The following is a 26571-nucleotide window of genomic DNA, read 5'->3' on the forward strand; positions in this document are numbered from 1 at the left end:
GCGTTTATCTCGCAGATTGCATAGTGGCCCACCACGTTGCATCGGCTTCAATTTCGCCCTGCGAGTTTACGTGAGGGTAGGGAAGACCTTTGCGCTTGGCCACGTTAGCCAGCACCGGATAACCGCCTTCAAACAGTAAGCGCTGCTGTTCGTCTTGTGGCAGCATGCTGTTTTCTCGTCGGTACATGCCAGCATTTTGCCGCTGGCGCTGTGCTTCATACAGAATCAGCGCGGAGGCGACCGAAACGTTCAGCGACTGCACCATGCCAATCATGGGAATGATGATGTCCTGATCCGCAAGGTCTAACGCTTCCTGAGTAATGCCGGTTTTTTCCTGGCCCATCAGGATGCAGGTGGGGCGCGTGTAATCAATCTCGCGGAAATCGACGGCTTTATCAGAGAGGTGTGTCGCCAGAACCTGCATGCCCTGGCTTTTTAAATGTGTAACCGCATCACCAATGGTACGGTGAGTCTTCACCTGCACCCAACTGTTGCTACCCGCCGCAGAAGAGGCCATGGTGCGCATGCGGCTACCCGGCCAGACGGCGTGGACTTCATGTACGCCAACAGCATCTGCGGTACGAATGATCGCAGAAACGTTATGAGGTTTATGGACCTGCTCCATGCAGACGGTCAGATCGGGCTGACGCCGTGCGAGCATCTCGCGGATACGTGCATAGCGCTGTTCATTCATATACACATCATCCTTCAAATCGCCTCGGCGTTAGCTGCTCTCACTCACCCCAGCCACGTACTTTAGTACGCTTCTGGGGATTCATTCGTTTGCCGCCTTGATGCAATTCGAATGATTTTGTGTAGAAAATTAGTTTCTGTTACGGGTGACTTTAATCACGTCCGGCATGACGCGGATTTTGCGCATGATATTCGCCAAATGCACACGATCGCGGGCGGTCAGGCGAATAAAGGCGCTGTAGACGCGACCGTCTTTTTCTTCAGTATTCAGGCTCTGAATATTGGAGGTGGTCGTGTTGATTGCCGCCGTCAGGTTAGCCAGCGCACCCTGGTGATTAAACATCTCCACCTTGATTTCGGTGATGAATTCCTGCTCCGTTTCTTTGTCCCATTCCACAGCCATAAACTTCTCTGGCTCTTTCTGGTAACCACGGATGTTACGGCAGGATTCATGGTGGATAACCAGACCTTTACCCGGACTGACGTGGGCAATAATCGGATCGCCAGGAAGCGGACGACAGCATTTCGCGAAGGTGATAAGCACACCGTCAGCGCCTTTGATCGGCAGATGACCGTGGCCGGATTGTGCAGGAACATTCGCCGACACGTCACCCTGCTGGAGGTTTTTCGCTACCACCACGCTCATGGCGTTACCCAGGCCGATTTCTGCGAGCAGATCGTCAAGTGTGGCAAGCTTCATGCGCTCAAGCTCACGCTGGATGCTCTCCTGCGGTATCTCAGCCAGTTTACGGCTACCGCCTAAGGCATGGTTAAGCAGGCGACGCCCCAGGCTGACGGAATCATCGCGCTTGAGGTTTTTCAACAACTGGCGAATTTTGGCGCGCGCTTTCGAACTGACGACAAAGTTGAGCCATGCTGCATTCGGACGCGCGCCCGGTGCGGTAATGATCTCAACGGTCTGACCGCTGGAAAGTGACTGCGAAAGCGGGTAAGGCTGTCTGTCGACGCGCGCACCGACGCAGGCATGACCGATGTCGGTATGCACAGCGTAAGCGAAGTCGACAGGTGTAGCACCGGCAGGCAACTCAACAATGCGCCCTTCCGGTGTGAAAACATAAATCTCATCCGGGAAGAGATCAGATTTGACGCTTTCAATGAATTCAAATGAGCTACCGGCGCTCTGCTGCAGTTCCAGCAGGCTTTGCATCCAGCGCTGGGCGCGGATTTGTGCCGTGGTGCTGGTTTCACCGTGCTCTTTATAAGCCCAGTGTGCCGCTACCCCCATCTCCGCCATTTGGTCCATGTCTTCAGTACGAATTTGTACTTCAACCGGAACCCCATGCGGGCCGATCATCGAGGTGTGCAAAGACTGATATCCGTTCGCTTTCGGAATGGCGATATAATCTTTCACACGACCTGGACGGGGTTTATACAGGCTGTGCATCTGGCCGAGTACGCGATAGCAGGTATCGGCGTCATGAACGATAACGCGAAACGCGTAGATATCCATGATCGAGTGAAAACGCTGCTCTTTGAGCACCATTTTGCAGTAGATGGAGTACAGGTGTTTCTCACGACCGCTTACGCGACACGGAATGCCTGCTTCCTGCAAACGCCCTTCGATTTCCGAGAGGATTTTTTGAATCATCTCTTTGCGGTTGCCTCGCGCGGCTTTCACCACTTCTTTAATCACGCGATAGCGGTTTGGGTACAACGCTTCAAAACCCAGCTCTTCCAGCTCGGTTTTAATGTGATGAATACCTAAACGGTGCGCCAGCGGACTGTAGATTTCGAGGGTTTCACGGGCGATGCGGCGACGCTTATCCGGGCGTAATGAGCCCAGCGTGCGCATATTGTGGGTGCGGTCGGCAAGTTTGATGAGAATGACGCGGATATCCTGCACCATCGCCATAATCATCTTGCGAAAGTTTTCGGCCTGAGCCTCTTTCTTATCGCGAAACTTAAGCTTATCAAGCTTAGAGACCCCTTCAACCAGTTCTGCAACGCTTTTACCAAAAAGCTGTTCCATATCCTGGTAGGTGGCAGGGGTATCTTCAATCACGTCATGCAGCAGCGCGGCCATCAGCGTTTCATAGTCGAGTTTCATCTCGGCCAGAATGCAGGCTACTGCTACCGGGTGCGTGATATAGGGTTCACCGCTTGAACGTGTCTGGCCCTCGTGAGCGTCACGTGCAACGAGATACGCCTGCCGAAGACGCTTAATTTGGTCTTCAGGCAGGTAGTTTTGAATCAGTTGATTCAGGCTTTCAAACAGATACAAGGGCGACCCGCTTTGTGATTAACGACGACCTTCAGCAATTGCGGTAACGGCTTGTAATTCAGCGGCTTCCTGCTCTTGCTGTTCCTGGCGCTCACGCACGTCGAGGATCTGGTTGTTGATCAGACCTTCTTCGATTTCGCGCAGCGCGATTACGGTAGTTTTATCGTTTTCTTCCGGTACAAGCGGATCCTTTCCGCCAGTCTGCATCTGACGAGCGCGACGCGCGGCGACCAGTACCAGGTCAAAACGGTTACCAATTTTCTCTACAGCGTCCTGAACAGTTACGCGTGCCATACTTAAAATGCTCCACAGGTGAAGAAATGACTGGGCATGATACTGAATGTGGGTTCAGTCTGCCAACAGTTTGCTGATTAAAGCGTCATGACGCTGCTTTTGGCGGCTCATGCGCAGACGTTCGGCGCGAATGATCGTTTTCAAATCGCCCAGGGCAGTATCGAAGTCATCATTCACAATCAGATAATCATATTCGGCGTAATGGCTCATTTCTGCAACAGCTTGCGCCATACGTTTTGCGATTACTTCTTCGCTATCCTGACCACGGCCACGCAGGCGGCGGTCCAGCTCAATCTTAGAAGGCGGCAAAATAAAAATACTGCGTGCATGCGGCATTTTTTCACGAATTTGCTGCGCACCTTGCCAGTCGATATCTAAAAAGACATCGACGCCCGATGCCAGTACTTGCTCAATTGCCTCACGCGAGGTGCCGTAGTAATTGCCAAATACCTCAGCGTGTTCCAGGAACGCATCTCTGCCAATCATGGTTCTGAATTCATCATGGTTCACAAAGAAATAGTGTTCACCATGCACTTCCCCCGGACGCGGAGCGCGCGTGGTGTGCGAAACAGAAACCTGGGTGTCATACAACGGTTGGGTTTTTAATAAAGCCTGAATTAGGCTGGATTTACCCGCGCCACTGGGGGCAGAAACAATATAAAGCGTGCCTTGAGCCATGAGTATCTTATGTATGTGATTGTCGAAAGAGAGCCTACATACGGGCTTATTATACACGTAGCCGCTATGTGACGTAGCCCTTGTCACACTTTTTGCGCATGTTTATTGCGTTTTGCGTACCAGTTTCCTGTTTTACCGGTGATTTGCAGCAATAAGTGAAAAAGCCAGGAAAGCTGCTCGCACGATGAGTTTTTACCGCTCTGTTTTCGTGACACTTAGCGCTATACCTGCAGGGCAACGTATTGTTCAGCGGAGGTGGTGATGGGGTTAAGGAAAATCATGGTGCTGATTATTCTGGTATGGCACTTGCCGGTATGGGCGGCGTGTCCCGTCTGGTCGCCAGCCCGGGCAAACGAGGAAATTTCACGACTAAAACAGCAGATAACACAGTGGAATGAGAGTTACTGGAAACAGGGTGAAAGTACCGTAGATGACGGCGTTTATGACCAGCTTAATGCGCAGCTAATCCAATGGCAGCGCTGTTTTGGTGAGGATGCTCAAGCCGAGTCGTCAGCCCCGCCAATCAACGGGACGATATCGCATCCTGTTCCCCATACCGGTGTCCGTAAGCTTGCAGATAAGCAAGCTATGCAGCAATGGTTGCGTAACCGCAGCGATGTATGGGTACAACCTAAGGTCGATGGGGTTGCGGTAACGCTGGTTTATCGAAATGGCAATCTGATCGGGGCGATTAGCCGAGGAAATGGGCTAAAAGGTGAAGACTGGACGCAAAAAGTGCTCCTGATCCCTTCAGTACCGCATACCACCAAAGGCTTGCTGGCAAACAGTACGTTGCAGGGGGAGATATTTTTGCAGCAGGAGGGGCATATCCAACAAAAGAGAGGTGGAATGAATGCCCGCTCAAAGGTGGCCGGAATAATGATGCGCCAGGGTAATCCTGAAATGCTGCGTTCCCTGGCCATTTTCATCTGGGCATGGCCTGATGGCCCGGTGGCGATGCCGGAAAGACTCAGACTGCTCGCTGATGCGGGATTCAGTTTCACTCAACACTATACCCAGTCCGTGAAAAATGCAGATGATGTTGAGCGCGCCCGTGCACAGTGGTGGACCTCTGAATTGCCTTTCGTGACGGATGGTGTGGTGGTGCGAATGGGAAAAGAGCCGCAAGCGCGAAACTGGTTACCTGGACAAGGAGACTGGCTGGTGGCCTGGAAATACTCTCCGGTCTCCCGAGTGTCAGAGGTCACGGATATTCAGTTCTCTGTCGGGAAAAGTGGGAAAATTGCTGTGGTCGCCGTACTGGCACCCGTCATGCTGGATGATAAACGGGTGCAGCGCGTCAATGTTGGCTCTGTACGGCGCTGGAACGAATGGGATATTGCCCCTGGCGATCATCTTTTGATAAGCCTGGCCGGGCAGGGTATTCCTCGCATTGATGAGGTTGTCTGGCGTAGCACCCAGCGTACTAAACCCACGCCACCAAAGGGCCACTTCAATTCATTGACCTGTTTTTATGCCACGCCGGAGTGCCAGGAACAGTTTGTTGCCCGACTTGTCTGGCTGAGTGCAAAAGAGGTACTTGATCTTGAGGGGATCGGTGAAGCGGGATGGCGGGAACTTCATCAGGTGTATCGCTTTGAGCATATCTTTTCCTGGCTGGCATTAACCCCGGAACAATTACAGTCTGCACTTGGGATAAGCAGAGGGGAGAGGTTGTGGCATCAGTTCAACCTGTCACGCCAGCGTCCTTTTACTCGCTGGGTAAGCGCCATGGGCGTACCGCTAACACAGGCGGCGCTAAATGCCAGTCGCGATAATTCATGGCGGCAATTACACGCGCGCGACGAAAGCAGTTGGCGGCTGCTTCCATCAACGGGGGAACGTCGTGCCAGGCAGGTGATTCAGTGGCGGGATAATCGGGAAGTCAACGCGCTGAGCAACTGGTTAGCCGCTCAGCACATTACCGGCTTTATACCTTAATGACCTTCGTGATGATAATAAAATACCGGCAGCCCTAACTTCAGGCGCAGCGCCAGTAGTCGCGCGGTAAAACCGAAAAGCAGGGTAGAGATAACCACCACATCGTGGTTGGAAACATAATGTTGTAGCACGATGTACAGCACGGCAGCGGCAAATGATACACCGGCATACAGTTCTTTCTGGAACACGAGCGGAATGCGTTTGCAGAACATGTCGCGCAATACGCCACCAAAGACACCGGTCGTGACGGCGGCAACAACGGCAATGATCGGTCCGTGTCCCATATCCAGTGCAACCTGTGCGCCGATAATCGAGAAGACCACCAGACCCAGCGCGTCCAGTACGAGGAATATTTTGCGCAGATAGGGCATGACGGGAGCAATAATCGTAGTGAGCACCGCAGCGGTCGCCACGATAATGACGTACTCGGGGTGTTTCACCCAACCGAGAGGGTAATGACCGAGAAGAATGTCACGTACGGACCCGCCGCCAATGGCTGTCGCGGTGGCAATAATAATGACGCCAAATGTGTCCATACGACGACGACCCGCCGCCAGTGCACCCGTCATGGCTTCAGCTGTGATGCCAATTAAGTATAAAACGTGTAACAGCATGTATTCCCCCTGATTTTCTGGGGGCTAAGCTTAGCGATTTGTGCGTGTTGTCACGATTGAAATTTTCTAAGGTAAAACGATTTTAATAAGTCTGGTTTATGCGAATTTGATATAAATACAAGGTGGCATGCACTTTCAATTATAAATGCTGATAATAAAGGATGAGAAAATGTAATCCGATGTGGTGGTAAAAGAGGCTGGCAGCTGAAAAATACACGTAGCACCATCATTTATCGACGGGCTACGTGAGGAGATGACTTATTCGATGTTCTGAATCTGCTCGCGCATTTGCTCGATCAATACCTTGAGCTCAATGGCTGAGTTAGTGACTTCGGCATTGATGGATTTGGAGGCCAGGGTGTTCGACTCGCGGTTGAATTCCTGCATCATGAAGTCCAGACGGCGGCCAACAGCCTCTTTTTTCTTCAGGATGTTGTAGGTTTCTTTGACGTGGGCTTCCAGACGATCTAACTCTTCTGCGACATCGATGCGCTGTGCCATCAGCACCAGCTCTTGTTCAAGACGGTTATTTTCCAGCTGAACCTGGGCGTCTTCCAGTTTGGCAACCAGACGCTCGCGCTGCCACTGCAGGATTTCCGGCATATGCGCACGGACTTTCGCCACTTCAGTGCTGACGCCTTCCAGACGTTGTTCGATTAACGTTTTCAGCGCCTGGCCTTCGGTTTCACGTGCGACGATAAAATCATCCAATGCGCCGTCAAGCGCGGCAAGGATTTCAGCGGTAATGGCGTCCAGGTCTTGTTCCTGTGCTGCCATTACGCCTGGCCAACGCAGGATATCAACTGGATTAATTTCACCTTCATCGCTCTGCATCTTGACCCAGTTTGCGGCGGTGACGAGTTGTTTAGCGAGCTTTTCATTCAGGAGCAGCTCACCTTGTGCGCTGGCATCAGGCTCAAAGCGCAGTGTACATTCGATTTTACCGCGTGTCAGACGCGTGCGGATGCGTTCGCGTACAACAGGTTCAAGACTACGGAACTGTTCCGGCAGACGAAAATAGGTTTCCAGATAACGCTGGTTTACCGAGCGCATTTCCCAGGTAGCGCTACCCCATTCACCCTTGATTTCACGCCGGGCGTAGGCGGTCATGCTGCGGATCATAGACGTTCCTGTTTTAAAAATGAGATGGGGGGATTATAGCCATCCCTGTCTTGTCAGGATAGGAATAACAGTCGGAACTCCGTATAATGCGCAGCCACATTCGTTTCAAGCCGGAGATTTTATCATGCGTCCAGCAGGTCGTAGTGCCAACCAGGTGCGTCCCGTCACCCTGACCCGTAATTATACAAAACACGCTGAAGGCTCTGTGCTGGTCGAATTTGGTGATACCAAAGTGCTGTGTACCGCGTCTATTGATGAAGGCGTACCGCGATTTCTGAAAGGCCAGGGCCAGGGCTGGATCACCGCAGAATATGGCATGTTGCCACGCGCTACCCATACCCGTAACGCGCGTGAAGCGGCGAAAGGTAAGCAGGGCGGCCGTACCATGGAAATTCAGCGTCTGATCGCCCGTGCACTGCGTGCTGCTGTTGATCTGAAGACGCTCGGTGAATTCACCATTACCCTGGATTGCGATGTGATTCAGGCGGACGGCGGTACCCGTACAGCATCGATTACCGGGGCTTGCGTTGCACTGGCAGATGCGCTGAATAAACTTGTCGCCAGCGGTAAACTGAAAACCAACCCAATGAAAGGGATGGTCGCTGCGGTGTCTGTGGGTATTGTGAATGGCGAAGCGCTCTGCGATCTGGAGTACGTTGAAGACTCTGCGGCAGAAACCGACATGAACGTAGTGATGACCGAAGACGGTCGTATTATTGAAGTGCAGGGCACGGCGGAAGGCGAGCCGTTCACCCATGAAGAGCTTCTCACCCTACTGGCGCTGGCCCGAGGGGGAATCGAATCCATTGTAGCGACGCAGAAGGCGGCGTTAGAAAATTGATTTTAAAGGCGACCGATGAGTCGCCTTTTTTTTGTCTGTCATAAAGTGAGATGAGGAGCGAATCCATGAAACCGTATCAGCGCCAGTTTATTGAGTTTGCGCTTAGCAAGCAGGTACTAAAGTTTGGCGAATTTACGCTGAAATCCGGGCGCAAGAGCCCCTATTTCTTCAACGCCGGGCTGTTTAATACCGGGCGCGACTTGGCACAGTTAGGCCGTTTTTATGCCGAAGCGCTGGTGGATTCCGGCATTGATTTCGATTTGTTGTTTGGCCCGGCGTACAAAGGTATTCCCATTGCTACGACTACCGCCGTTGCGCTGGCAGAACACCACGATTTAGATTTGCCGTACTGCTTTAACCGTAAAGAGGCGAAGACCCACGGTGAAGGTGGCAACCTAGTTGGTAGCGCATTGCAGGGGCGTGTGATGCTGGTGGATGACGTGATCACTGCCGGTACTGCGATTCGTGAATCTATGGAGATAATCCAGGCAAATGGCGCGACGTTGGCGGGGGTTCTGATATCTCTCGATCGCCAGGAACGGGGCCGTGGTGAGATTTCCGCTATCCAGGAAGTAGAGTGTGATTATGGCTGCAAGGTCATTTCAATCATTACCCTGAAAGACCTGATTGCGTACCTGGAAGAAAAGCCAGAGATGGCAGCGCATTTGGCCGCAGTGCGGGCATACCGGGAAGAATTTGGGGTGTAAATCAATTGCCCGATAGGCGCACCGCTATCGGGCAACAATGTTACTGCAACTGAGCAGCCACTAACGGCCAGCGGATGTCAAAGTCGTCCGTTGGGCGGTATTTAAATTCGCTACGGACAAAACGAGACAGCATACCTTCACAGAAAGCCAGTAACTGGCTGGCCAGCAGCGTTTCATCCATCGCATAACCTTCGCCTTCACGCATTCTTTTTTCTCGTAAAACCTGGCGTAACTGGGCCTCGATGCGTTCAAACAGCTGGTTAATGCGTCCCTGCAGACGGTCTTGCTCAAACATCAGCGCGTGACCGGTCAGAATGCGCGTCAGGCCAGGATTACGTTCACCGAACCCTAAAATCAGCAATACGATCAGACGCAGGCGTGCGCTGGTGTCTTTTTCATCTTTTAAAATCAAATTGATACGGGTAATCAGGCTGTCTTCGATAAACTCAATCAGGCTATCGAACATGCGGGTCTTGCTGGGAAAATGGCGATACAATGCCGCTTCGGAGACGCCAACAGAGGCTGCCAGTTTTGCTGTCGTAATGCGTTGGCTTCCATCACTGGATTCCAGCATCAGCGCCAGAGACTGAAGTATTTCTTCGCGACGATTCCTTTTCGCAGTTTGTTTTTCTACCATGTTACAAAATACCCCTGAAAATAAGCACTTGCCAGGCAGGCATCCACACAGCGACCGCAAACAGGTGTTTGCGGTATGTTATTGCGTTATTACGCTGTGGGATGCTTCTCTACGGGTTACTTGCGCCCGGAATGGCCGAAGCCGCCTTCGCCACGATCGGTGGCTTCGAACTCTTCCACCAGATTAAATTCAGCCTGCACGACGGGTACAAAGACCATCTGTGCAATACGCTCGCCCGGTTCGATAGTGAAGCTGTCCTGGCCACGGTTCCAGACAGATACCATCAACTGACCCTGATAGTCGGAATCAATCAAACCGACCAGGTTGCCCAGTACGATACCGTGCTTATGGCCTAATCCGGAGCGCGGTAGCATCACTGCTGCCAGCGAGGGATCGGCGATATGAATGGCTAACCCGGTTGGCACCAACGTGGTTGCGCCAGGAGCCAGTTCTACGGCGTCATCAAGACAGGCGCGCAGGTCAAGTCCGGCAGAGCCAGAGGTGGCGTATGTCGGGAGTGGAAATTGTTGCCCTACGCGTGGGTCCAGAATCTTAACGTCGATTTTTTTCATCATAACGGGTCACGATCTCGTCGAGTAATAATTGGCCCAGGAGTTCTTTACGCTCAAGCGGTAAGACTTTATCTCCATCCTGCCAGAAAAGGTGTAATGCGTTGCTATCGCTATTAAATCCTTGAGTAGACAGCGAAACATCGTTTGCACAAATCACATCAAGGTTTTTGCGGATACGTTTTTGCTGGGCATATTCTTCCACATTATTCGTTTCGGCGGCAAACCCAACGACAAAGGGACGATTAGCATTCAGTGCGGCCACACCGGCGATAATATCCGGGTTTTTGACCATTTTTATTGTTAATTCATCACCCTGCGTCGCCTGCTTTTTGATTTTTTCATGGGCTACGGTTTCTGCGCGATAGTCAGCAACTGCGGCGCAGCCGATAAAAATATGCTGTTGTTGCACCGCAGATTGCACGGCGGCTTCCATTTCCAGCGCGGTCATCACATCAACGCGCTGAACAAATGGCGGTGTGGGTAACGAAACCGGACCTGACACCAGCGTAACGTTAGCGCCGCGCTTTGCTGCGGCAGCGGCGATGGCGAAACCCATCTTTCCGGAGCTGTGGTTGGAAATGTAGCGCACGGGATCGAGCGGTTCGCGTGTCGGACCGGCTGTAATCATGATGTTGAGATGTTGCAGATCGTTGACAGGCGAGAAATGTTCCGCCGCCAGATCTACAATGGTTAGCGGATCCAGCATACGACCAGGGCCAACATCACCACAGGCCTGGCTGCCGCTGTCTGGTCCCCAGATGAGCAAACCACGTGACGCGAGAACGCTCAGATTGTGCTGTGTCGCGGCGGCACGGTACATCTGCTGGTTCATAGCTGGCAGTACGGCAACAGGCGCTGGCGTTGCCAGGCAGATCGTTGAAACCAGATCGTTGGCCATGCCTGCAGCAATACGCGCAATCAGATCTGCCGTGGCGGGTGCAAGGATAACTAAATCGGCCCATTTCCCCAGTTCAATATGACCCATTGCGGCTTCTGCGGCGGGGTCAAGCAGGCTGTCAGACACGGGATAGCCCGAAACCGCCTGTAAGCTCAGGGGCGTAATAAACGCTTTTGCCGCTTCGGTCATCGTCACGCGAACGTCTGCGCCACGTTCCCGTAAACGGCGTACCAGTTCGGGTGTTTTGTATGCGGCGATGCCGCCACTGACGCCAAGTACGATTTTTTTACCGGCCAGGCTCATCATGATCTTTCCTGTTGGGTTTCACCAGAAGGCGGATATTTTATCACAATCCGCAATGAGTCGTGCTTTTGCCGGCGCTTCACTTTGCGAGGCATCACGAAGAAGTGAAAACCGTGCGTCGCTTCGTGGCTGGCGTTATGCAACCATCTGGGCACTAAAGGAGGGGAAGCATGGAAGAGATGGAATGTTTGATGCCCCGGGAAAAGATGATGGCGCTAGGGGTTGAATCGCTTACAGATGTTGAGCTATTGGCTCTTTTTTTACGTACCGGATCGCCGGGTACAGGTGTTCTTTCGCTGGCAAAAGAGATACTGCAACATTTTGGTTCTCTTTATGGCCTGTTGTCGGCTGATTACATGGATTTTAGCCAGGTTCAAGGCATGGGGGTGGCGAAGTATTCTCAGCTAAAAGGCATTGCTGAACTGGCAAAACGTTACTATAACGTGCGTGTGATGGAGGAGCGTTCGCTACTGAGTCCGGAAATGGTGCGTGAGTTTCTGCAAAGTCAGCTCTCGCAAGAGGAACGGGAGATCTTCCTGGTGATCTTTCTTGATGCTCAGCATCGCGTGATTAAACACAGTACGCTTTTTTCTGGCACCCTAAGTCACGTAGAGGTGCATCCACGAGAAATTGTCCGTGAGGCGATAAAAATGAATGCGTCAGCAGTGATCCTTGCGCATAATCACCCTTCGGGGTGTGCAGAGCCGAGCAAAGCAGATAAACTTATCACCGAGCGTGTTGTGAAATGCTGTCAGTTCATGGATGTCCGGGTGCTTGATCATCTAGTAATTGGGCGCGGAGAGTACGTTTCTTTTGCAGAACGTGGTTGGATTTAACGCACTTTACGCGATCCATCGGGATCTTTGTCTGTTCGGGACTTGAGCACATCGCTGACTCAGCGTATACTACGCCACCTTTGAGAATCTCGGGTTTGGCATTTGGGCCTGGCAATCGAGAGTTCGCGAATATACGGAATCATTCATTCGGTATCCAACGTTGATGCGGTATGACAGATTAAGTGTATTGAACTGCGATAACCGGGCTGAGAAGCCTGACGAGGCGCCAATACCCCATACGAAGCTCGAGCTAATTTGATTTTTGGAGAATAGACATGTCCCGAGTCTGCCAAGTTACTGGCAAGCGTCCGGTGACCGGTAACAACCGTTCCCACGCACTGAACGCGACTAAACGCCGTTTCCTGCCTAACCTGCACTCTCACCGTTTTTGGGTTGAGAGCGAGAAGCGTTTTGTCACCCTGCGTGTATCTGCTAAAGGTATGCGTGTAATTGATAAGAAAGGCATCGAAACAGTTCTGTCTGAACTGCGTGCCCGTGGCGAAAAGTACTAAGTACTAAGAGGAAATAAATCATGGCTAAAGGTATTCGTGAGAAAATCAAGCTGGTTTCTTCTGCTGGTACTGGTCACTTCTACACCACCACGAAGAACAAGCGTACTAAGCCGGAAAAACTGGAACTGAAAAAATTCGATCCAGTTGTCCGTCAGCACGTTTTATACAAAGAAGCGAAAATCAAATAATTTCCGCTTTGATGTAAAGAAAAACCCTGCCTCGGCGGGGTTTTTTGTTTTCTGGCCGTCCCCATATTAATGAGATCTGATACACCGCCGGAGATGCTATGCCTGAATTACCAGAAGTCGAAACCAGTCGCCGTGGTATTGAGCCGCATCTTGTTGGCGCAACGATTCTGCACGCCATTGTGCGTAATGGTCGTCTGCGCTGGCCAGTATCAGAAGAAATTTATCGCCTGAGTGATAAGCCTGTACTTAGCGTACAGCGTCGCGCGAAATATCTGCTGTTAGAGCTAACAGATGGCTGGATTATCATTCATCTGGGAATGTCGGGCAGTTTGCGTATTCTTCCTGAAGAACGTCCGGCAGAGAAGCATGACCATGTGGATTTGGTGATGAGCAATGGCAAAGTCTTGCGCTACACCGATCCCCGGCGTTTTGGCGCCTGGCTATGGACCAAAGAACTGGCAGGGCACAACGCTCTCGCGCATCTTGGCCCGGAGCCGCTGAGCGACGATTTTAATGCCAATTATCTCCAGCAGAAATGCACGAAGAAGAAAATAGCGATTAAACCCTGGCTGATGGATAACAAGCTGGTGGTGGGCGTGGGCAACATCTATGCCAGCGAGTCGCTGTTTGCGGCTGGTATCCATCCTGACCGTCTGGCTTCATCGCTGTCGATATCTGAGTGTGAACTGTTGGTGCGAGTCATCAAAGCGGTTTTACTGCGCTCCATTGAGCAGGGCGGGACAACGCTGAAGGATTTTCTGCAAAGTGACGGCAAGCCGGGCTATTTTGCACAAGAGTTACAGGTCTATGGGCGAGAAGGCGAGCCTTGCCGCGCATGCGGCGCGCCAATCGTTGCGACTAAGCACGCCCAGCGCACGACATTCTATTGTCGCCGCTGTCAGAAATAGGGCAGATAACGCGTTTACTTCAGCTTATCCATTAACGCCTGGTGAACGTTCGCCGGTAAGAAGTGGGTCACATCCCCCTGATGACGGGCGACTTCTTTAACCAGCGATGATGAGATGAATGACCACTCCTTAGATGGCATCAAAAAGACGCTTTCCAGCTGTGGCATCAGGTGGCGATTCATGTGCGCCAGTTGCATTTCATACTCAAAATCTGCCACTGCACGTAGGCCACGAATCAGAACGTTTGCCTGCTTATCGCGGGCAAAATTTGCCATTAAATCGCTAAATCCCAGAACTTCCACATTGCCGAGATGCGCCGTTGACCGTTGTGCCAGCGCAACGCGTTCTTCAAGCGTAAACATCGGTTTTTTGCTGGGACTTGCAGCAATAGCCAGGATAACGTGATCAAACATTTGCGTAGCGCGCGTCACGATATCAATGTGGCCGTTAGTAATAGGATCGAAGGTTCCTGGATAAATCGCCCGTTTTTGCATGACTTGCCTCAATGCGTTTTGGGTGGCAGATAAGGTTCCAGCAGCTGCAGCAGACGCTGTAGCGCGCCCTGATTTTGATACAGAACTTCAACTGCGTGACGGCCATAAAAATTACGATAATCTGCATCGGTCAGTAAAGAAGAAACCTCTTTCACCAGTGTGGTGGCGTCGGTGACGGTGATCAATCCACTTGCCTGCTCCAGCCGGGCGCAAATATCTTTAAAATTAAAAGTATGCGGCCCCATCAGCACAGGAATGGCATGCGCCGCGGCTTCTAATGGGTTATGACCCCCACGTTCAACCAGCGAACCCCCAACGAAAGCCAGGTCAGCAATACCGTACAGCAGCATCAGCTCACCCATCGTATCGCCGATAACTACCTGGGTACCGGCAGACGGGACTTCTCCCGAGGAGCGTGTGGTATAGCTTAGTCCAGCCTGGTGTACGAGGTTAATGGCATCCGGAAAACGTTCCGGATGTCTGGGAACCAGAATCAGTAACAGATTGGGGAACTGATTTAATAATGCCTGATGCGCGGCGATGATAATGCTTTCTTCACCGTCATGCGTACTGGTGGCAATCCATACCGGGCGATGTGGCGCCCACTGGCGACGTAGCGTGATCGCTTTAGCAGCCAGTTGCGGGGTAACGGAAATATCAAATTTCAGACTGCCGGTGACGGTTACCTGATTACTCTTTGCGCCAAGCGTAATAAAGCGTGCGCCATCTTCTTCATTTTGCGCAGCAATGAGCGTAATGCGACGTAGCAATCTGCCAACAAATTTACCCAGTTTCGCGTAGCCGGCAGCCGAGCGAGCTGAAAGACGGGCGTTGGCGATAACCAGAGGAATATGGCGTTTGTGTAGCGCTGCAATGAGATTCGGCCATAGCTCGGTTTCCATGATTAACACCAGCTTGGGGTCAACTTTATTCAGGAAACGGTTGAGTGCATCAGGTAAATCGTAAGGTAAATAGACGTGCTGAACGTCAGCACCAAACGCGGACTGGACGCGCTCTGAGCCAGTTGGCGTCATGGTGGTAACCGTGATTGGCAAGTCAGGGTAACGATGTCGCAGGGCGCGGACCAGAGGGATCGCCGCCAGCGTTTCGCCCACGGAAACAGAATGAAGCATGATACCGCCTGGTTTTAGCGGACGGCGGTAAAAACCGTAGCGTTCACCCCAGCGTTTACGGTAGGCCGGAGCCTTACGCCCGCGCACCCAAAGCCGTATCCAGATCAAGGGCTGAATAAGGTAGAAAAGGGCGGTGTAAAGCAATTCGAGCATAATAGTAGCTGACTTAGGGATGTGCTGGGGATTCTATGTATTTAGCTGTGGCTTTACCATCATTTTTATCCAGGTCGTATCAAAACGCTTGTGTTAGCAAGGCATTGCTTTAGCAAGTGGTCTTTTCAAAAAACCACTTACGTTTAATTCTAAGACTTAACCTCTCGTGCGATACGACTATTTCGTTGAAACTGGATTGATATTATCTGATTGTTTTTTATGTGTAATTTAAATTTTGCTCAAAAAATATTCAGTTCGGATTGAGTGATAATCAATGATATACTACTGCACAATTTCTGATAGCTGGCAGCCATCAACGCTTCGAAGCATGTGAAGTAATCTTTGAATAGCGCGATCAAGGATTACAGCACCCTTATGTATCAACTTGGCATGCCTGGCGACGCGATGCGGATATTAATGCATGATCATTGCTTTTTGTTTGTACAAATATTTTCCCTATGGTGGATTGCAGCGTGATTTTCTGCGGGTTGCGCAGACGGTCGCTGCACGTGGGCATCATGTTCAGATCTTCACCCAACAATGGCAGGGTGAGCGCCCTGAAGGCCTTGAAGTTATACTCGTTCCTGTCACATCCAGAACCAACCATGGGAAAAATGAGCAATATCATCAATGGGTTCAACAGTATCTGAGCCAACATCCTGTTGATCGTGTAGTTGGCTTTAATAAAATGCCTGGGCTGGATGTGTATTATGCCGCAGACGTCTGTTATGCCGAAAAAGTTGCCCGTGAAAAAGGTTTTTTTTACAAGCTGACGCGCCGATATCGGCATTACTCTTCTTTTGAAAAGGCGGTATTTCAGCAAGGTTCCCACACCACTTTACTGATGTTAACCAACAAACAAATTGGCGATTTTAAACATCATTATCATACAGAAAATCCACGTTTTCGTATTTTACCACCGGGTATTTACCCTGACCGAAAGTACACTCAGCAACCTGAAAACAGCAGGCAGATTGTCAGAGAAAAAAACGGTATTGGTCTCGATCAGGTCCTGCTCCTGCAGGTCGGTTCTGATTTCAAACGTAAAGGCGTGCCAAGAACATTACAGGCGTTGGCTTCTTTACCTGAGGCTATGCGTTACCGCACGCGATTGATGGTTATTGGTCAGGATAAAGCCGATCGTTACCGTGTTCAGGCTCGCCAATTAGGTATTGAGAAACACGTACAGTTTTTCTCCGGTCGAGATGATATTGCTGAATTGATGTCTGCTGCTGATTTATTGCTTCATCCGGCTGTTCAAGAAGCTGCTGGTATTGTCTTGTTGGAGGCTGTAGTTGCTGGGTTGCCAGTATTGACCACTGAGGTATGCGGGTATGCGGGCTATATTAACGCTGCCCAATGTGGCGTGGTTATTCCTGAACCGTTTGAGCAGAATACTTTGAACACGGTACTTTTGGATGCGTTACAAAACAGTGAACAAAGAAGCCGCTGGGCCGATAATGCGCGGCATTTTGCGGATACAGAAGATCTCTACAGTCTGGCTGACAAGGCTGCAGATATCATTTTAGGTTTTGAGAATGATTGAATTAAAAGAACCATTTGCCACACAGTGGCAAGGAAAAGACCCGTTTACAGAAGTCACTAAATTGGATGGTGAGGTCTTTCGCGCGTTGGAAACGCGGCGTACCCTGCGTTTTGAGATGATGGGTAAGGGATATTTTCTTAAATATCATCATGGGACTACGCTCAAAGAAGTGGTGAAAAACCTGATTTCTTTACGCATGCCCGTGCTGGGTGCCGATCGAGAGTGGTTAGCTATTCATCGTTTAAAAAAGCTGAATGTGGATACCATGACCGGTGTGGCATTTGGACAGAAAGGGTTTAATCCATTAGAGCGCACGTCATTTATCATCACTGAAGATCTCTCTCCAGCAATCAGCCTCGAAGATTATTGTGCCAGTTGGGCTGTGGAACGTCCTAATTTTGTATTAAAACGGACCATCATTACCCGTGTGGCAGAAATGGTGGGTAAAATGCATCGTGGTGGAGTGAATCATCGGGATTGTTATATCTGTCATTTCCTACTCCAACAGCCGATGCCTGCGGATATTGCGGATATCAAACTCTCGGTGATCGATCTGCATCGTGCGCAAATACGTCAGCATGTACCGCGCCGTTGGCGAGATAAGGATTTGATTGGGCTCTATTTTTCATCACTTGAGATCGGGCTGACATCGAGAGATATCTATCGGTTTTTACGCGTTTATTTCGCAATGCCACTACGCGAAATCTTCCGTCAGGAAGTTAAGTTGTTTGAACAAGCTGTAACGAAAGCGCAAAAAATAAAGCATAGAACAATAAGAAAAGCGCTATAGAATATATATAAATTTTGAGGCTATTTTATTATGAACATTGATTTCCAGAAAGTAATTATTCAAAAACACGTGATTGGTAGTTCTACGCATGAAAATAACAGAAAATTAAATATTGCGTATGGTGTCGATCGTAATTTTTTATTTGGTTCTGGTATCTCGATGACCTCAGTATTAGTGAATAATCCTGATATTGATATCCACTTCTATATAGCAACAGACTATATCGATGATGACTATCTGGAAAGCGTAAAGCGATTGACACAAATGTACAGCACAACAGTGACTGTTCTCGTATTCGACAATACGGCATTTCGCGAACTGCCGAGTACGAAAGCATGGACTTATGCAATGTACTATCGTTATTTTGCGTTTGAGTATTTAAGCGCAGAATTAAGCTCCGTACTGTATCTTGATGCCGATGTTATTTGTAAAGGTTCTCTACGAGAGCTTACCGATATTAATTTCCGCGGGGAATATGCAGCTGTCATCAATGATATCGATGAAGTGCGTATTAAATCCGGCAACAGACTCGGTATTCCTGAACTGAGTAATGGGTACTTTAACTCCGGTGTGGTGTTTGCAAACCTCGAAGTTTGGCGCGAGCAACAGCTTCTGACCAAGGCATTTTCAATATTAGAGGAGCGCCAGAAGGAACTTCTTTATTTCGATCAAGATGTTTTAAATATATTGTTTGTGGGTAATGTCATTTTCCTGAGAAGAGATTTTAACTGTATATACGGTGTGGATCAGGAGTTAAAAAATAAGAATGATAAAATTTATCAGGATTATATTACCGATGATACAGTATTAATACATTATGTTGGCGTCACAAAACCATGGCATACATGGGCTAGATATCCGGTGGCTAAATTCTTCATCGATGCTTATAAAAAATCCGCATGGGCGGAAAAAGCTTTGCTGAATGCAAATACTGCGAAATTGTATAAACGGAAATCACGACATGAGAAAGTACAACGAAAATATATCCGTTCAGTGCTGAGTCATGTTATGTATATAAAAAATAAATTACATAATGCACGGTCACACTAGATAGTTGTGCAACTCATTATCAGATAGCATATTAAAAAGGTGTAGTACATGAATTTTGATTGTCATCAGTCTATCAAAGATACCATTGAGATCTTTGGTGCTCCAACGAATCAAAACCCGCAACTCAATATCGCTTGGGGGGTTGATCAGAATTTTATGTTTGGGGCGGCGGTCTCTATGTCGTCCGTCTTACTGCATAATCAAGATATCAACATTCATTTTCACCTTTTTACTGACTATATTGATTCAGATTATCAGCAAAGACTAGAGAAACTAGCAAAGCAGTTTGCTACGAATATAACTGTTTATGTGATGAATGCCGAAGGATTAAAGGTCCTGCCATGTGGAAATGCCTGGTCTTATGCAACCTATTTTAGATTCATTGCATTTGAGTATCTTAGTGAAAAGATTGACAATCTTCTGTATATTGATGCCGACGTAGTATGTAAAGGATCACTGATTGAGCTAACAAAGATTCAGTTTGATCATCATGTTGCTGCAGTTATCCAGGATGTTGATGATAGTCGTTCATATGCGGTAACCCGACTTAACGTTCCTGAATTTAATGAACAATATTTTAATGCTGGTGTCATTTTTGCAAATTTAAGAGAGTGGAAAGATCAACAATTTTTCGCCAAAGCATTTTCTATCCTGTTAGATAAAACCAAGAAATTTGCGTTCCTTGATCAGGATGTTTTGAATATTATGTTTCTGGGTAAAACGATTTTTCTGCCTCGAATCTACGATGCAATATATGGTATTAAACAAGAATTAAAGAGTAAAAATCTTTCGCGATATAAAGATTTTATCACGCAAGATACTATTCTTATTCATTATGTTGGCGTGACTAAACCCTGGAATTCTTGGGCTAACTATCCTTCTGCACAATACTTTGTGGAGGCGTGGAAAGCGTCCCCTTGGGCGGATGTTCCATTGCTACCTGCCAGAACGCCAAAGCAGTATAAGAAGAAATCACGGCATGAAAGATTACAAGGGAAGTATTTCGCCTCGATAATCAGCTATATTGGTTATTTGCTGGAAAAGATAAAAAGTAAGTAAAAAAACTCCCGTCAGGGAGTTTTTTATTAACGCAGTTTTGTCTTCAGATACTTCACATACCATTTGATAGAAGCGCAGTAATTTCTTCTTTTGGCTTCCTGGCGCGAGTACACCCGATAATCAGTAGGCCTCATACGTGGAGCATAGGAACGCATTTCTGTGTTCCGCCATGGCGTGAAATGGTGGTAGAAGAGGTAAAGTTGCTGCGAAAGTCCAGTATGTTCTTTATACCAGGGTTTCCTTCCACCGGTGAAATGGATAATGCGCGGCAGGATATCTTTTTGATAGAAGAAATTATCTTTTTGCTGATCGTTAAACCAGTTAAACAAAAAATTCCATCGGTTATCGATAAATGTAACGTTGCCATCCATTGCAATATTCAGGGCATCTTGATCAAAATAAGGTAAGGATTTACCCTGTTCAAATAGTACCGTATTCGCTTTGTTTTCAATGTCGAACTTGATCCAATTCGCAATGTTTATATATAAGAAACCGGCATTGAAATAATGATTAGTACTGAGACCCAAGCGCTTAGCATTTTTTATATCATGAATATCGAGTGAGTCGTGACTGACTGCGCAAATGACGTTGCTGATATCAATTTGGTTAATATCATCGAGTTTATCAAAACATAGGGTGTCGGCATCTAAATAGATAAAGCGTTCTACTTTATCTTTCAGTAAGCGCGGTACGGCCAGACGCATATAGGTTGAGCGGTTCAGGTGTTTTATTGCAAAGTCATTGTTATATTTTTCAATTTCTTCCTTTTCGATATTGAAAACCTGAATTTTATCGCTGGTTGAACGCAGTTTATTGATTTCTTCTTCAGTAACGTCATAAACAAAAACGAAAAATGACAGGTTTTGCCCCGGGTTGTTCATTATGACAGACATAATGGACACTGCTACATATTCCAGATAATTGGCATCTGTACAGTAAGCAATATTAATAACGTTATTTTTGTTGTCCATTTATGCTTTCTCATTACCTTTAACATTGTCACTATCATGAAGTACCGTATCGATAGCGTCAATCACAGCTTGTTCCGGTATCCATGTCAGGTATTTTTTAGATCTGTCGAGTTCATCTCTGGAAGGCATCGGGTGGTAATTTCCAGCCCAAATCAATATGGCTTTATCAGACCATGGCTTCCACTGTTGATAATTGGTGGCACCAAACAGACAGACCTGGGGGATTCCTAATGCGGCAGCCATATGCATAGGCGCAGAATCAACACCAATGTAAAGCACAGCATGGTCAATCAACGCAGCCAACTGCAGGAAGGTCGTTTTACCTGCCAGCGTCAGGTCAGGGGAGGATTGACACAGCTCAGCAATGCGCTGAACCTGCTGCTGCTCACTGGATGCTGGTCCACAGGTAAGATAAACATGTAGACCACGCTGATGCAGGTGGTCTATCACATGGGCGAATTTGTCATCATCCCAGCATTTAAACGCTTGCCTTGCTGTGGGTTGAATAACAACATATTTTTGCGAAGGTAGTGCGGGCAGTTGGGATATTAAATGCTGATAGTCATCCTGACGATAACAAAGCGACATTTCTCTCTTTAGCTCAGCTTCACCAAAACCAATACCTTTTAAAATGGATAGATTTTGTTCAACAATATGTGTGCCCGTAAATGGTGTAACCCTTGAAAATAGGTTGTTCCATAGTTTCTTATCACGTTCAAATGCAATGGAAGGGCGTTGTAAGGACGCAATAAGTGCGCCGATCGGCCATTGTTCGGTTAAGTTAACGATAAGGTCATAGTGATTTTTTTTCAGCTGTTGGCGTACCGACAAGTAATTTTTTGCAGTTGCTAGCAGACCTTTCTTTTTCTCGATGAGATAAAAATTGTTGATATTTTTATTAGCCGCTAATATTGCTTTGGTATCTTTGTAAAGAAGCAGATCAATTTTAGCATTTGGATAGCGTGCCTGAATGCTGGCAATGACGGGAGTGATTAACAGCACGTCGCCATAAAATTTTAGCTTGCAAATAAGAACACTGCCGACTTTATCAAACATGTTAAAATCCCTTTCGAAGGAATAAGTTCTTGCAGGCAGTTACTATTTTATAGCGTAACTCAGAAATATAACGGTCAATATGCGGGTATTTCATTTTATAAACAACTTTTTTCTTGATAATTCGTGTGTCGCTACATTCCAGAGCGTTTTTAATATCATTTAACATACTGTCATTATAGCGATAATAGCCTTTTTTCTTACGTAAAAGTTTGCGTCCTTCCAAAAAACAATTGACGATCATCAACGTAGCAACAGTACGCTTTGCGCTATTTTCATTGATGTAATGGCACATTTTTCGCATGGCAAAGAAAATACTGTCAGCATCACTATCAATAATGTTCTCGGTAATGCTGTTATTATTTACTCGGTAGTAATAGAGTTTATGCTCAATCTTTAAAATCTTTTGGCATTTAAAGTATTGAAAGGGGCAGAAAATCATATCTTCATATCGACGATGTTCTTCAAACCGATCGCTGCCAATAACGTCACGGTGGAAGATCTTTGTCATAAGATGCCATTGGCCGGCACGAAATGTTGGCAATAGAGGGGTGTAGTTGCCGTCTGCTAAAATTATTTCATGCTGGACTACTGCAGTCTCCATATCAGAGATACCCTGATACAGATTGTTCATATCCCGGGTTAAATTGAATTCGACAATGTCATATTTTTCGTCCCTTAACTTCGGGAGGAGAATAGAGAAATAATCCTGACAGACAATATCGTCACTGTCGATAAAACCAATATACTTTCCTGTCGCATGGGCAAGCCCAACGTTGCGGGTAATTGCAACGCCCTGGTTTTTTTGGCTAATATATTTAATATTGCTGCAATTGTTATCATGATAAAACGAATTAATACGTTCTTCAGTTAAATCTGTTGAGCCATCATTAACGATTACTACCTCAACTTCTTCAGTGATACTCTGATGCATAGATGCCAGTGTACCCGTAATGAACTCAGCATTATTGTATACAGGTATAATAATGCTCAGTAAATAACCTGAAGCGTTAGTCATGGCATCTTTCTCTCGTTGTGCGTGGTACCAGCATTGCCGCTACGCATAATGCCAGCACGCTGCTCAAGGCTTCACCTTTAGCATATAATAATAAATCACTCAGGCCATAGATAGTGATAGCGCCTGAGATAACGAACAATAGAGGGCTACGTTGCCAATAAGCTCTTAAAAACATAGCACTATAGAGCAAGAGTAGCACAACAACCCCTGGGATGCCTTTCAGCGAAAAGGTATCAATGATTTCATTATGCAGATGGACGTCAATAAATATAAGCACTCCTTGCAACGAGGTGTCTTGCACAGCAAGCTGCTGGATTGCTTCACCCCGTAGTTCAAGTGGCTGCCCCCAAAGATGTTCTTTCCCTGCCTCAATGCCTGCTCGTTGCATCGCAAGTCGTGCGCCAATAGAGGTATTGCTATTGCTCTGATTATAAGAGTGCAAATCGACCAAAAAATGCTGATAGCGATTTTCGATAACTGATTTTAAGGGGATCGCGGCAATCCCTACCAGTATTACGAAAGCCAAAAGCGCCCTTAATAACACGGCGCGATTATGACGATAGTGCATCACAAATAGTCCAATACTGAGAAGCGGATAAACCAGAATAGCTGCTCGGGTTTGTGTGGTGATGATGACTGCCAGCGATATCAAAAAATGTAATAGATAGAGCGAAACGGTGTGTTTTAGCGTCAGGTTAGTAATGGCTTGTGATGCTAATAATGCAATGAGTGTCAGGGCGTAAGCTGTACCGGTTTGGTGTTCAAAACCGAGCGCCACACGGTAGGCAATGGGATCCGGTGCTCCGGCTAGCTGATAGCCAGCGAAGAGATAGAGACCAATTGCCGTAATAATAACCCAGATGCTGGTGAGACGGGTTTTAGTTGCGCAGGGGGCGCGAGAAGTTAACGCAGTGAGAACCAGCGCGGCAAAAATCATCACTTTGCCACCGTTTTGATACGAACGGTAGGCGCCGGTAAAGGCAGAACCGGGTTGTTTAAATATTTCTACCCAAATAATCTGGAGTAAACCGAAGAGCAGTAACATACAAGGCAAAACTAGATTTTGTTTGTTGCTGCATACATGCTTTATATTTTTGCCAATCAGCGGCAGAGACAGAGCTGCACATGCAATAAATACTTTCAGCGCTTCATCTGGATTGACGAGTACCATTGCAAGGGTGACAAGGAGTCCTGTGTAAAATAACTGATATATAAAATCATATGGACTATTTTTTGTATTATCGATAAAGCGAGAAAACATGTTTTGGCGAAGCATGGTTCATCTCTTAAAGTTAAAGCAAATTATTATCAAGCAATGATGCGTTGATGGTGCTGGCATCCAGATCCTGCAACTTCCCGGAATGGCTCTGCTGCGTGTATTGATTCTTCCCATACCCACCAATCAGCCCTGGGTCCGTTGGACCATACAACGTAATATTGGGGCGATCCAGTGCGGCAGTTAAGTGGCTGAGCCCTGTATCAACCGACACGACAAATTTTGCCCCCGCCAGTACACCGGCAACTTCTTCCAGACTCATCCGTGGCAGGACATCAACGTAGGAAAAGCCCTCTGCTAGCCTTTTGGCGCGTGCTTCTTCATGAGCGGCGCCCCAAGGCAGTTTAATACGTATGCCTGCATTATTTAACAGGCCAATCAGCTTCCGCCAGTTGGCTTCCGGCCAATGTTTATCGTCACGGGTTGTCGCGTGTAAAAATACCGCATATTGGCCTGCATCAGCATTAAGATCGTTCAAGAAATGCTGCGCGATAGCATAATCACCCTGCGACTGCGGTTTGGCATATCCCAGACTTTTCGCGAATAACTCCCGCGTACGTTCAACGGCATGCTGCTGTTTAGCAATGTGATGCTTACGGTTATAAAACAGGCTTGCCAGCGGCTCGCGGGCCGTGCTCCAGTCCATACCATGCTTGATGCCACGTGCGTGACGAGTGACCAGAGCTGCGCTTTTAACCAGACCCTGCGCATCAATTACCACGTCATACTGCTGTGAACGAACCGCATCACGAAAGGCTTTACGCTCGGCTTTAATCGGTGCGGAAAACCAGGCTTTACGCCAGCGGCGAATCGCGACTGGGATAACCCGATCAACGGCTGAATGCCAGGAGGGAATTTGAGAGAACCCTTCTTCCACCACCCAGTCAAACTGAATATCTGGAATCGCCAGCTGCGCATCAGTTAGCGCGGGTAACGTATGCAGTACATCGCCCATTGACGATGTTTTAACGATCAGAACCCGCATCCGTCAGGCTTCCTCTTGTAACAACAGGTCATTGAGTTCATCCAGTACGCGCTGGGGGGAGATGTCGATCAGGCTCTGGTGATAGCCTTCTGCCGCATCGCCCTTGCGCACTTTGTGATAACCCGTAATCAGACGAATGACTCGAGCCTTGTGCGACAACGGCGGGGTAAAATCCGGGCTGCTGGGGCCATATAAAGCGACCAGCGGACGGTTTAGCGCGGCGGCCACGTGCATTAATCCAGAGTCGTTGCTGACTACCGCTTTGCAGGCGGCGAGAAGAATAACCGCCTGCTCCAGCTGCGTTTCGCCCGCCAGATTACGGCACCAGGCTTGCTGCTCAACGCTTAGCGTTGCCAGGATCTCATTTCCGGCTTCATGATCTTTAGCCGAACCAAACAGTACAATCTGATGACCTTCGTCGATCAGCTGTTTTGCCAGTTCGGCATAGTGGTAATGCGGCCAGCGTTTCGCTGGGCCAAATTCTGCCCCAGGACAAAAACCGATGATCGGACGTTCAGCTGAGAGCGAGAACTGACTACAGGTCAGTGATTTTTCACCTTCACTGACCTGCAGTTGTGGCCATAACAGTGGCTGCGGTAAATCTTTCGCTGAAAGCATCACACCTTTATCGTAAGCCAGTGCCACGTAGCGCTCGACCATCAGCGGCCAGGCGTCTTTATCCAGCACGCGAGCATCATTAAGCAGGCCGTAGCGCATCTCGCCGCGCCATCCAGTTCGATGGGGAATACCCGCAAAGAACGGTACCAGCGCTGACTTGAATGAGTTAGGTAGCACATAAGCGCGGTCGTAGCGTTTATCACGCAGGCTGTGGCCCAGTTTACGGCGTTCGCCGATTTCCAGCGCACCGTGTCCCAGCGGCATGGCGATGGCTTCGTTGACTTCAGGCATGCGCGAGAGCAGCGGACGGCACCATGCCGGTGCCATCACATCAATTATTGCCTGGGGAAAGCGCGCCTTGAGCGTGCGATAGAGACTTTGCGACATCATCATGTCGCCCACCCAGGACGGGCCAACCACCAGTATCTTCATGTTTCTT

General features: G+C 48.4%; 28 protein-coding genes. 11 read left to right on the top strand and 17 right to left on the bottom strand.

What is annotated here, in order from left to right; all coding sequences use genetic code 11:
* Positions 1 to 4 precede the first annotated feature (4 nt).
* The 4 genes from trmH to gmk all read right to left on the bottom strand — a co-directional run bounded on the left by trmH (position 5) and on the right by gmk (position 3907).
* Positions 5 to 694 (bottom strand): tRNA (guanosine(18)-2'-O)-methyltransferase TrmH, encoded by a 690-nt coding sequence (gene trmH / locus E4Z61_RS17470; RefSeq protein WP_135323851.1) that lies wholly within the window; start codon positions 692 to 694, stop codon positions 5 to 7.
* A 129-nt stretch (positions 695 to 823) separates the two neighbouring features.
* Positions 824 to 2935 (bottom strand): bifunctional GTP diphosphokinase/guanosine-3',5'-bis pyrophosphate 3'-pyrophosphohydrolase, encoded by a 2112-nt coding sequence (gene spoT / locus E4Z61_RS17475; RefSeq protein ID WP_135323852.1) that lies wholly within the window; start codon positions 2933 to 2935, stop codon positions 824 to 826.
* Between the two features lie 18 nt (positions 2936 to 2953).
* Complete coding sequence (rpoZ, locus tag E4Z61_RS17480; RefSeq protein WP_002442542.1) at positions 2954 to 3229, bottom strand: DNA-directed RNA polymerase subunit omega; 276 nt, start codon at positions 3227 to 3229, stop codon at positions 2954 to 2956.
* Positions 3230 to 3283: 54 nt separating this feature from the next.
* Complete coding sequence (gene gmk, locus E4Z61_RS17485; protein ID WP_005122601.1) at positions 3284 to 3907, bottom strand: guanylate kinase; 624 nt, start codon at positions 3905 to 3907, stop codon at positions 3284 to 3286.
* 261 nt (positions 3908 to 4168) lie between these two features.
* Between gmk and ligB the strand changes: the two genes are divergently transcribed.
* Complete coding sequence (gene ligB / locus E4Z61_RS17490; RefSeq protein ID WP_135323853.1) at positions 4169 to 5848, top strand: NAD-dependent DNA ligase LigB; 1680 nt, start codon at positions 4169 to 4171, stop codon at positions 5846 to 5848.
* Here ligB and E4Z61_RS17495 read toward each other — a convergent pair.
* Together E4Z61_RS17495 and E4Z61_RS17500 are read right to left on the bottom strand one after the other, a co-directional pair.
* The gene (locus E4Z61_RS17495; protein ID WP_096759068.1) at positions 5845 to 6462 is read right to left on the bottom strand and encodes a trimeric intracellular cation channel family protein; all 618 of its coding nucleotides are present in this window, start codon (positions 6460 to 6462) and stop codon (positions 5845 to 5847) included. The two genes, ligB and E4Z61_RS17495, sit on opposite strands and share 4 nt — an antisense overlap.
* Positions 6463 to 6720: 258 nt before the next feature.
* Positions 6721 to 7584 (bottom strand): YicC/YloC family endoribonuclease, encoded by an 864-nt coding sequence (locus E4Z61_RS17500; protein ID WP_135323854.1) that lies wholly within the window; start codon positions 7582 to 7584, stop codon positions 6721 to 6723.
* A gap of 124 nt (positions 7585 to 7708) precedes the next feature.
* Between E4Z61_RS17500 and rph the strand changes: the two genes are divergently transcribed.
* Together rph and pyrE are read left to right on the top strand one after the other, a co-directional pair.
* The gene (gene rph / locus E4Z61_RS17505) at positions 7709 to 8425 is read left to right on the top strand and encodes a ribonuclease PH (RefSeq protein ID WP_135323855.1); all 717 of its coding nucleotides are present in this window, start codon (positions 7709 to 7711) and stop codon (positions 8423 to 8425) included.
* A gap of 65 nt (positions 8426 to 8490) precedes the next feature.
* Positions 8491 to 9132, top strand: coding sequence for an orotate phosphoribosyltransferase (pyrE, locus tag E4Z61_RS17510; protein WP_135323856.1), 642 nt, complete (start codon positions 8491 to 8493; stop codon positions 9130 to 9132).
* A 40-nt stretch (positions 9133 to 9172) separates the two neighbouring features.
* Here the strand turns inward: pyrE and slmA are convergent, their stop codons facing one another.
* The 3 genes from slmA to coaBC form a co-directional block, all read right to left on the bottom strand.
* Positions 9173 to 9769: a nucleoid occlusion factor SlmA gene (slmA, locus tag E4Z61_RS17515; RefSeq protein ID WP_135323857.1), complete on the bottom strand. Its 597-nt coding sequence runs from the start codon at positions 9767 to 9769 to the stop codon at positions 9173 to 9175.
* A 116-nt stretch (positions 9770 to 9885) separates the two neighbouring features.
* Positions 9886 to 10344 (bottom strand): dUTP diphosphatase, encoded by a 459-nt coding sequence (gene dut / locus E4Z61_RS17525; RefSeq protein ID WP_003827259.1) that lies wholly within the window; start codon positions 10342 to 10344, stop codon positions 9886 to 9888.
* The gene (gene coaBC / locus E4Z61_RS17530) at positions 10322 to 11542 is read right to left on the bottom strand and encodes a bifunctional phosphopantothenoylcysteine decarboxylase/phosphopantothenate--cysteine ligase CoaBC (protein ID WP_135324960.1); all 1221 of its coding nucleotides are present in this window, start codon (positions 11540 to 11542) and stop codon (positions 10322 to 10324) included. The genes dut and coaBC overlap by 23 nt, the downstream gene beginning before the upstream one ends.
* 170 nt (positions 11543 to 11712) lie before the next feature.
* Here coaBC and radC point away from each other — a divergent pair, with 170 nt between their 5' ends.
* The 4 genes from radC to mutM all read left to right on the top strand — a co-directional run bounded on the left by radC (position 11713) and on the right by mutM (position 13986).
* Positions 11713 to 12378 (top strand): RadC family protein, encoded by a 666-nt coding sequence (radC, locus tag E4Z61_RS17535; protein ID WP_135323859.1) that lies wholly within the window; start codon positions 11713 to 11715, stop codon positions 12376 to 12378.
* Between the two features lie 275 nt (positions 12379 to 12653).
* Positions 12654 to 12890 carry a 50S ribosomal protein L28 gene (rpmB, locus tag E4Z61_RS17540; RefSeq protein ID WP_003024071.1) on the top strand — a complete coding sequence of 79 codons (237 nt, stop codon included), beginning with the start codon at positions 12654 to 12656 and terminating at the stop codon, positions 12888 to 12890.
* Between the two features lie 20 nt (positions 12891 to 12910).
* Positions 12911 to 13078 carry a 50S ribosomal protein L33 gene (rpmG, locus tag E4Z61_RS17545; RefSeq protein ID WP_003024094.1) on the top strand — a complete coding sequence of 56 codons (168 nt, stop codon included), beginning with the start codon at positions 12911 to 12913 and terminating at the stop codon, positions 13076 to 13078.
* Positions 13079 to 13176: 98 nt separating this feature from the next.
* Complete coding sequence (gene mutM, locus E4Z61_RS17550) at positions 13177 to 13986, top strand: bifunctional DNA-formamidopyrimidine glycosylase/DNA-(apurinic or apyrimidinic site) lyase (protein WP_135323860.1); 810 nt, start codon at positions 13177 to 13179, stop codon at positions 13984 to 13986.
* Positions 13987 to 14000: 14 nt separating this feature from the next.
* On the opposite strand, the gene coaD is transcribed toward mutM, so the two are convergent.
* Together coaD and waaA are read right to left on the bottom strand one after the other, a co-directional pair.
* Entirely contained in the window at positions 14001 to 14480 is a 480-nt protein-coding gene (gene coaD, locus E4Z61_RS17555; protein ID WP_135323861.1) for a pantetheine-phosphate adenylyltransferase, read from the bottom strand.
* 8 nt (positions 14481 to 14488) lie between these two features.
* On the bottom strand, positions 14489 to 15766 hold the full coding sequence (gene waaA / locus E4Z61_RS17560; RefSeq protein WP_135323862.1) for a lipid IV(A) 3-deoxy-D-manno-octulosonic acid transferase: 1278 nt from the start codon (positions 15764 to 15766) through the stop codon (positions 14489 to 14491).
* 421 nt (positions 15767 to 16187) lie between these two features.
* Between waaA and E4Z61_RS17565 the strand changes: the two genes are divergently transcribed.
* The 4 genes from E4Z61_RS17565 to E4Z61_RS17580 are packed head-to-tail and all read left to right on the top strand — an operon-like array spanning position 16188 to position 20211.
* Positions 16188 to 17312 carry a glycosyltransferase family 4 protein gene (locus E4Z61_RS17565; RefSeq protein WP_135323863.1) on the top strand — a complete coding sequence of 375 codons (1125 nt, stop codon included), beginning with the start codon at positions 16188 to 16190 and terminating at the stop codon, positions 17310 to 17312.
* Complete coding sequence (gene rfaP, locus E4Z61_RS17570; protein WP_135323864.1) at positions 17305 to 18102, top strand: lipopolysaccharide core heptose(I) kinase RfaP; 798 nt, start codon at positions 17305 to 17307, stop codon at positions 18100 to 18102. The genes E4Z61_RS17565 and rfaP overlap by 8 nt, the downstream gene beginning before the upstream one ends.
* Positions 18103 to 18132: 30 nt before the next feature.
* Positions 18133 to 19152: a glycosyltransferase family 8 protein gene (locus tag E4Z61_RS17575; RefSeq protein WP_135323865.1), complete on the top strand. Its 1020-nt coding sequence runs from the start codon at positions 18133 to 18135 to the stop codon at positions 19150 to 19152.
* A 48-nt stretch (positions 19153 to 19200) separates the two neighbouring features.
* Entirely contained in the window at positions 19201 to 20211 is a 1011-nt protein-coding gene (locus E4Z61_RS17580) for a glycosyltransferase family 8 protein (protein ID WP_135323866.1), read from the top strand.
* 26 nt (positions 20212 to 20237) lie between these two features.
* Here E4Z61_RS17580 and E4Z61_RS17585 read toward each other — a convergent pair whose 3' ends face one another.
* Genes E4Z61_RS17585 through rfaF form a run of 6 tightly spaced genes read right to left on the bottom strand, consistent with a single transcriptional unit; the run spans position 20238 to position 26564 of the window.
* Positions 20238 to 21182, bottom strand: a complete 945-nt coding sequence (locus E4Z61_RS17585; RefSeq protein WP_135323867.1) for a glycosyltransferase family 8 protein — start codon at positions 21180 to 21182, stop codon at positions 20238 to 20240.
* Complete coding sequence (gene rfaQ, locus E4Z61_RS17590) at positions 21183 to 22238, bottom strand: lipopolysaccharide core heptosyltransferase RfaQ (protein WP_135323868.1); 1056 nt, start codon at positions 22236 to 22238, stop codon at positions 21183 to 21185.
* A gap of 1 nt (position 22239) precedes the next feature.
* Positions 22240 to 23253, bottom strand: a complete 1014-nt coding sequence (locus tag E4Z61_RS17595; RefSeq protein ID WP_135323869.1) for a glycosyltransferase family 2 protein — start codon at positions 23251 to 23253, stop codon at positions 22240 to 22242.
* The gene (locus E4Z61_RS17600; protein ID WP_205746872.1) at positions 23246 to 24529 is read right to left on the bottom strand and encodes an O-antigen ligase family protein; all 1284 of its coding nucleotides are present in this window, start codon (positions 24527 to 24529) and stop codon (positions 23246 to 23248) included. The genes E4Z61_RS17595 and E4Z61_RS17600 overlap by 8 nt, the downstream gene beginning before the upstream one ends.
* A gap of 16 nt (positions 24530 to 24545) precedes the next feature.
* Complete coding sequence (gene rfaC / locus E4Z61_RS17605; protein ID WP_135323870.1) at positions 24546 to 25514, bottom strand: lipopolysaccharide heptosyltransferase RfaC; 969 nt, start codon at positions 25512 to 25514, stop codon at positions 24546 to 24548.
* Positions 25515 to 25517: 3 nt separating this feature from the next.
* On the bottom strand, positions 25518 to 26564 hold the full coding sequence (rfaF, locus tag E4Z61_RS17610) for an ADP-heptose--LPS heptosyltransferase RfaF (protein WP_135323871.1): 1047 nt from the start codon (positions 26562 to 26564) through the stop codon (positions 25518 to 25520).
* Positions 26565 to 26571: the final 7 nt, after the last annotated feature.

Source organism: Citrobacter tructae, assembly GCF_004684345.1.
In the GTDB taxonomy this organism is placed as follows: Bacteria; Pseudomonadota; Gammaproteobacteria; order Enterobacterales; family Enterobacteriaceae; genus Citrobacter; species Citrobacter tructae.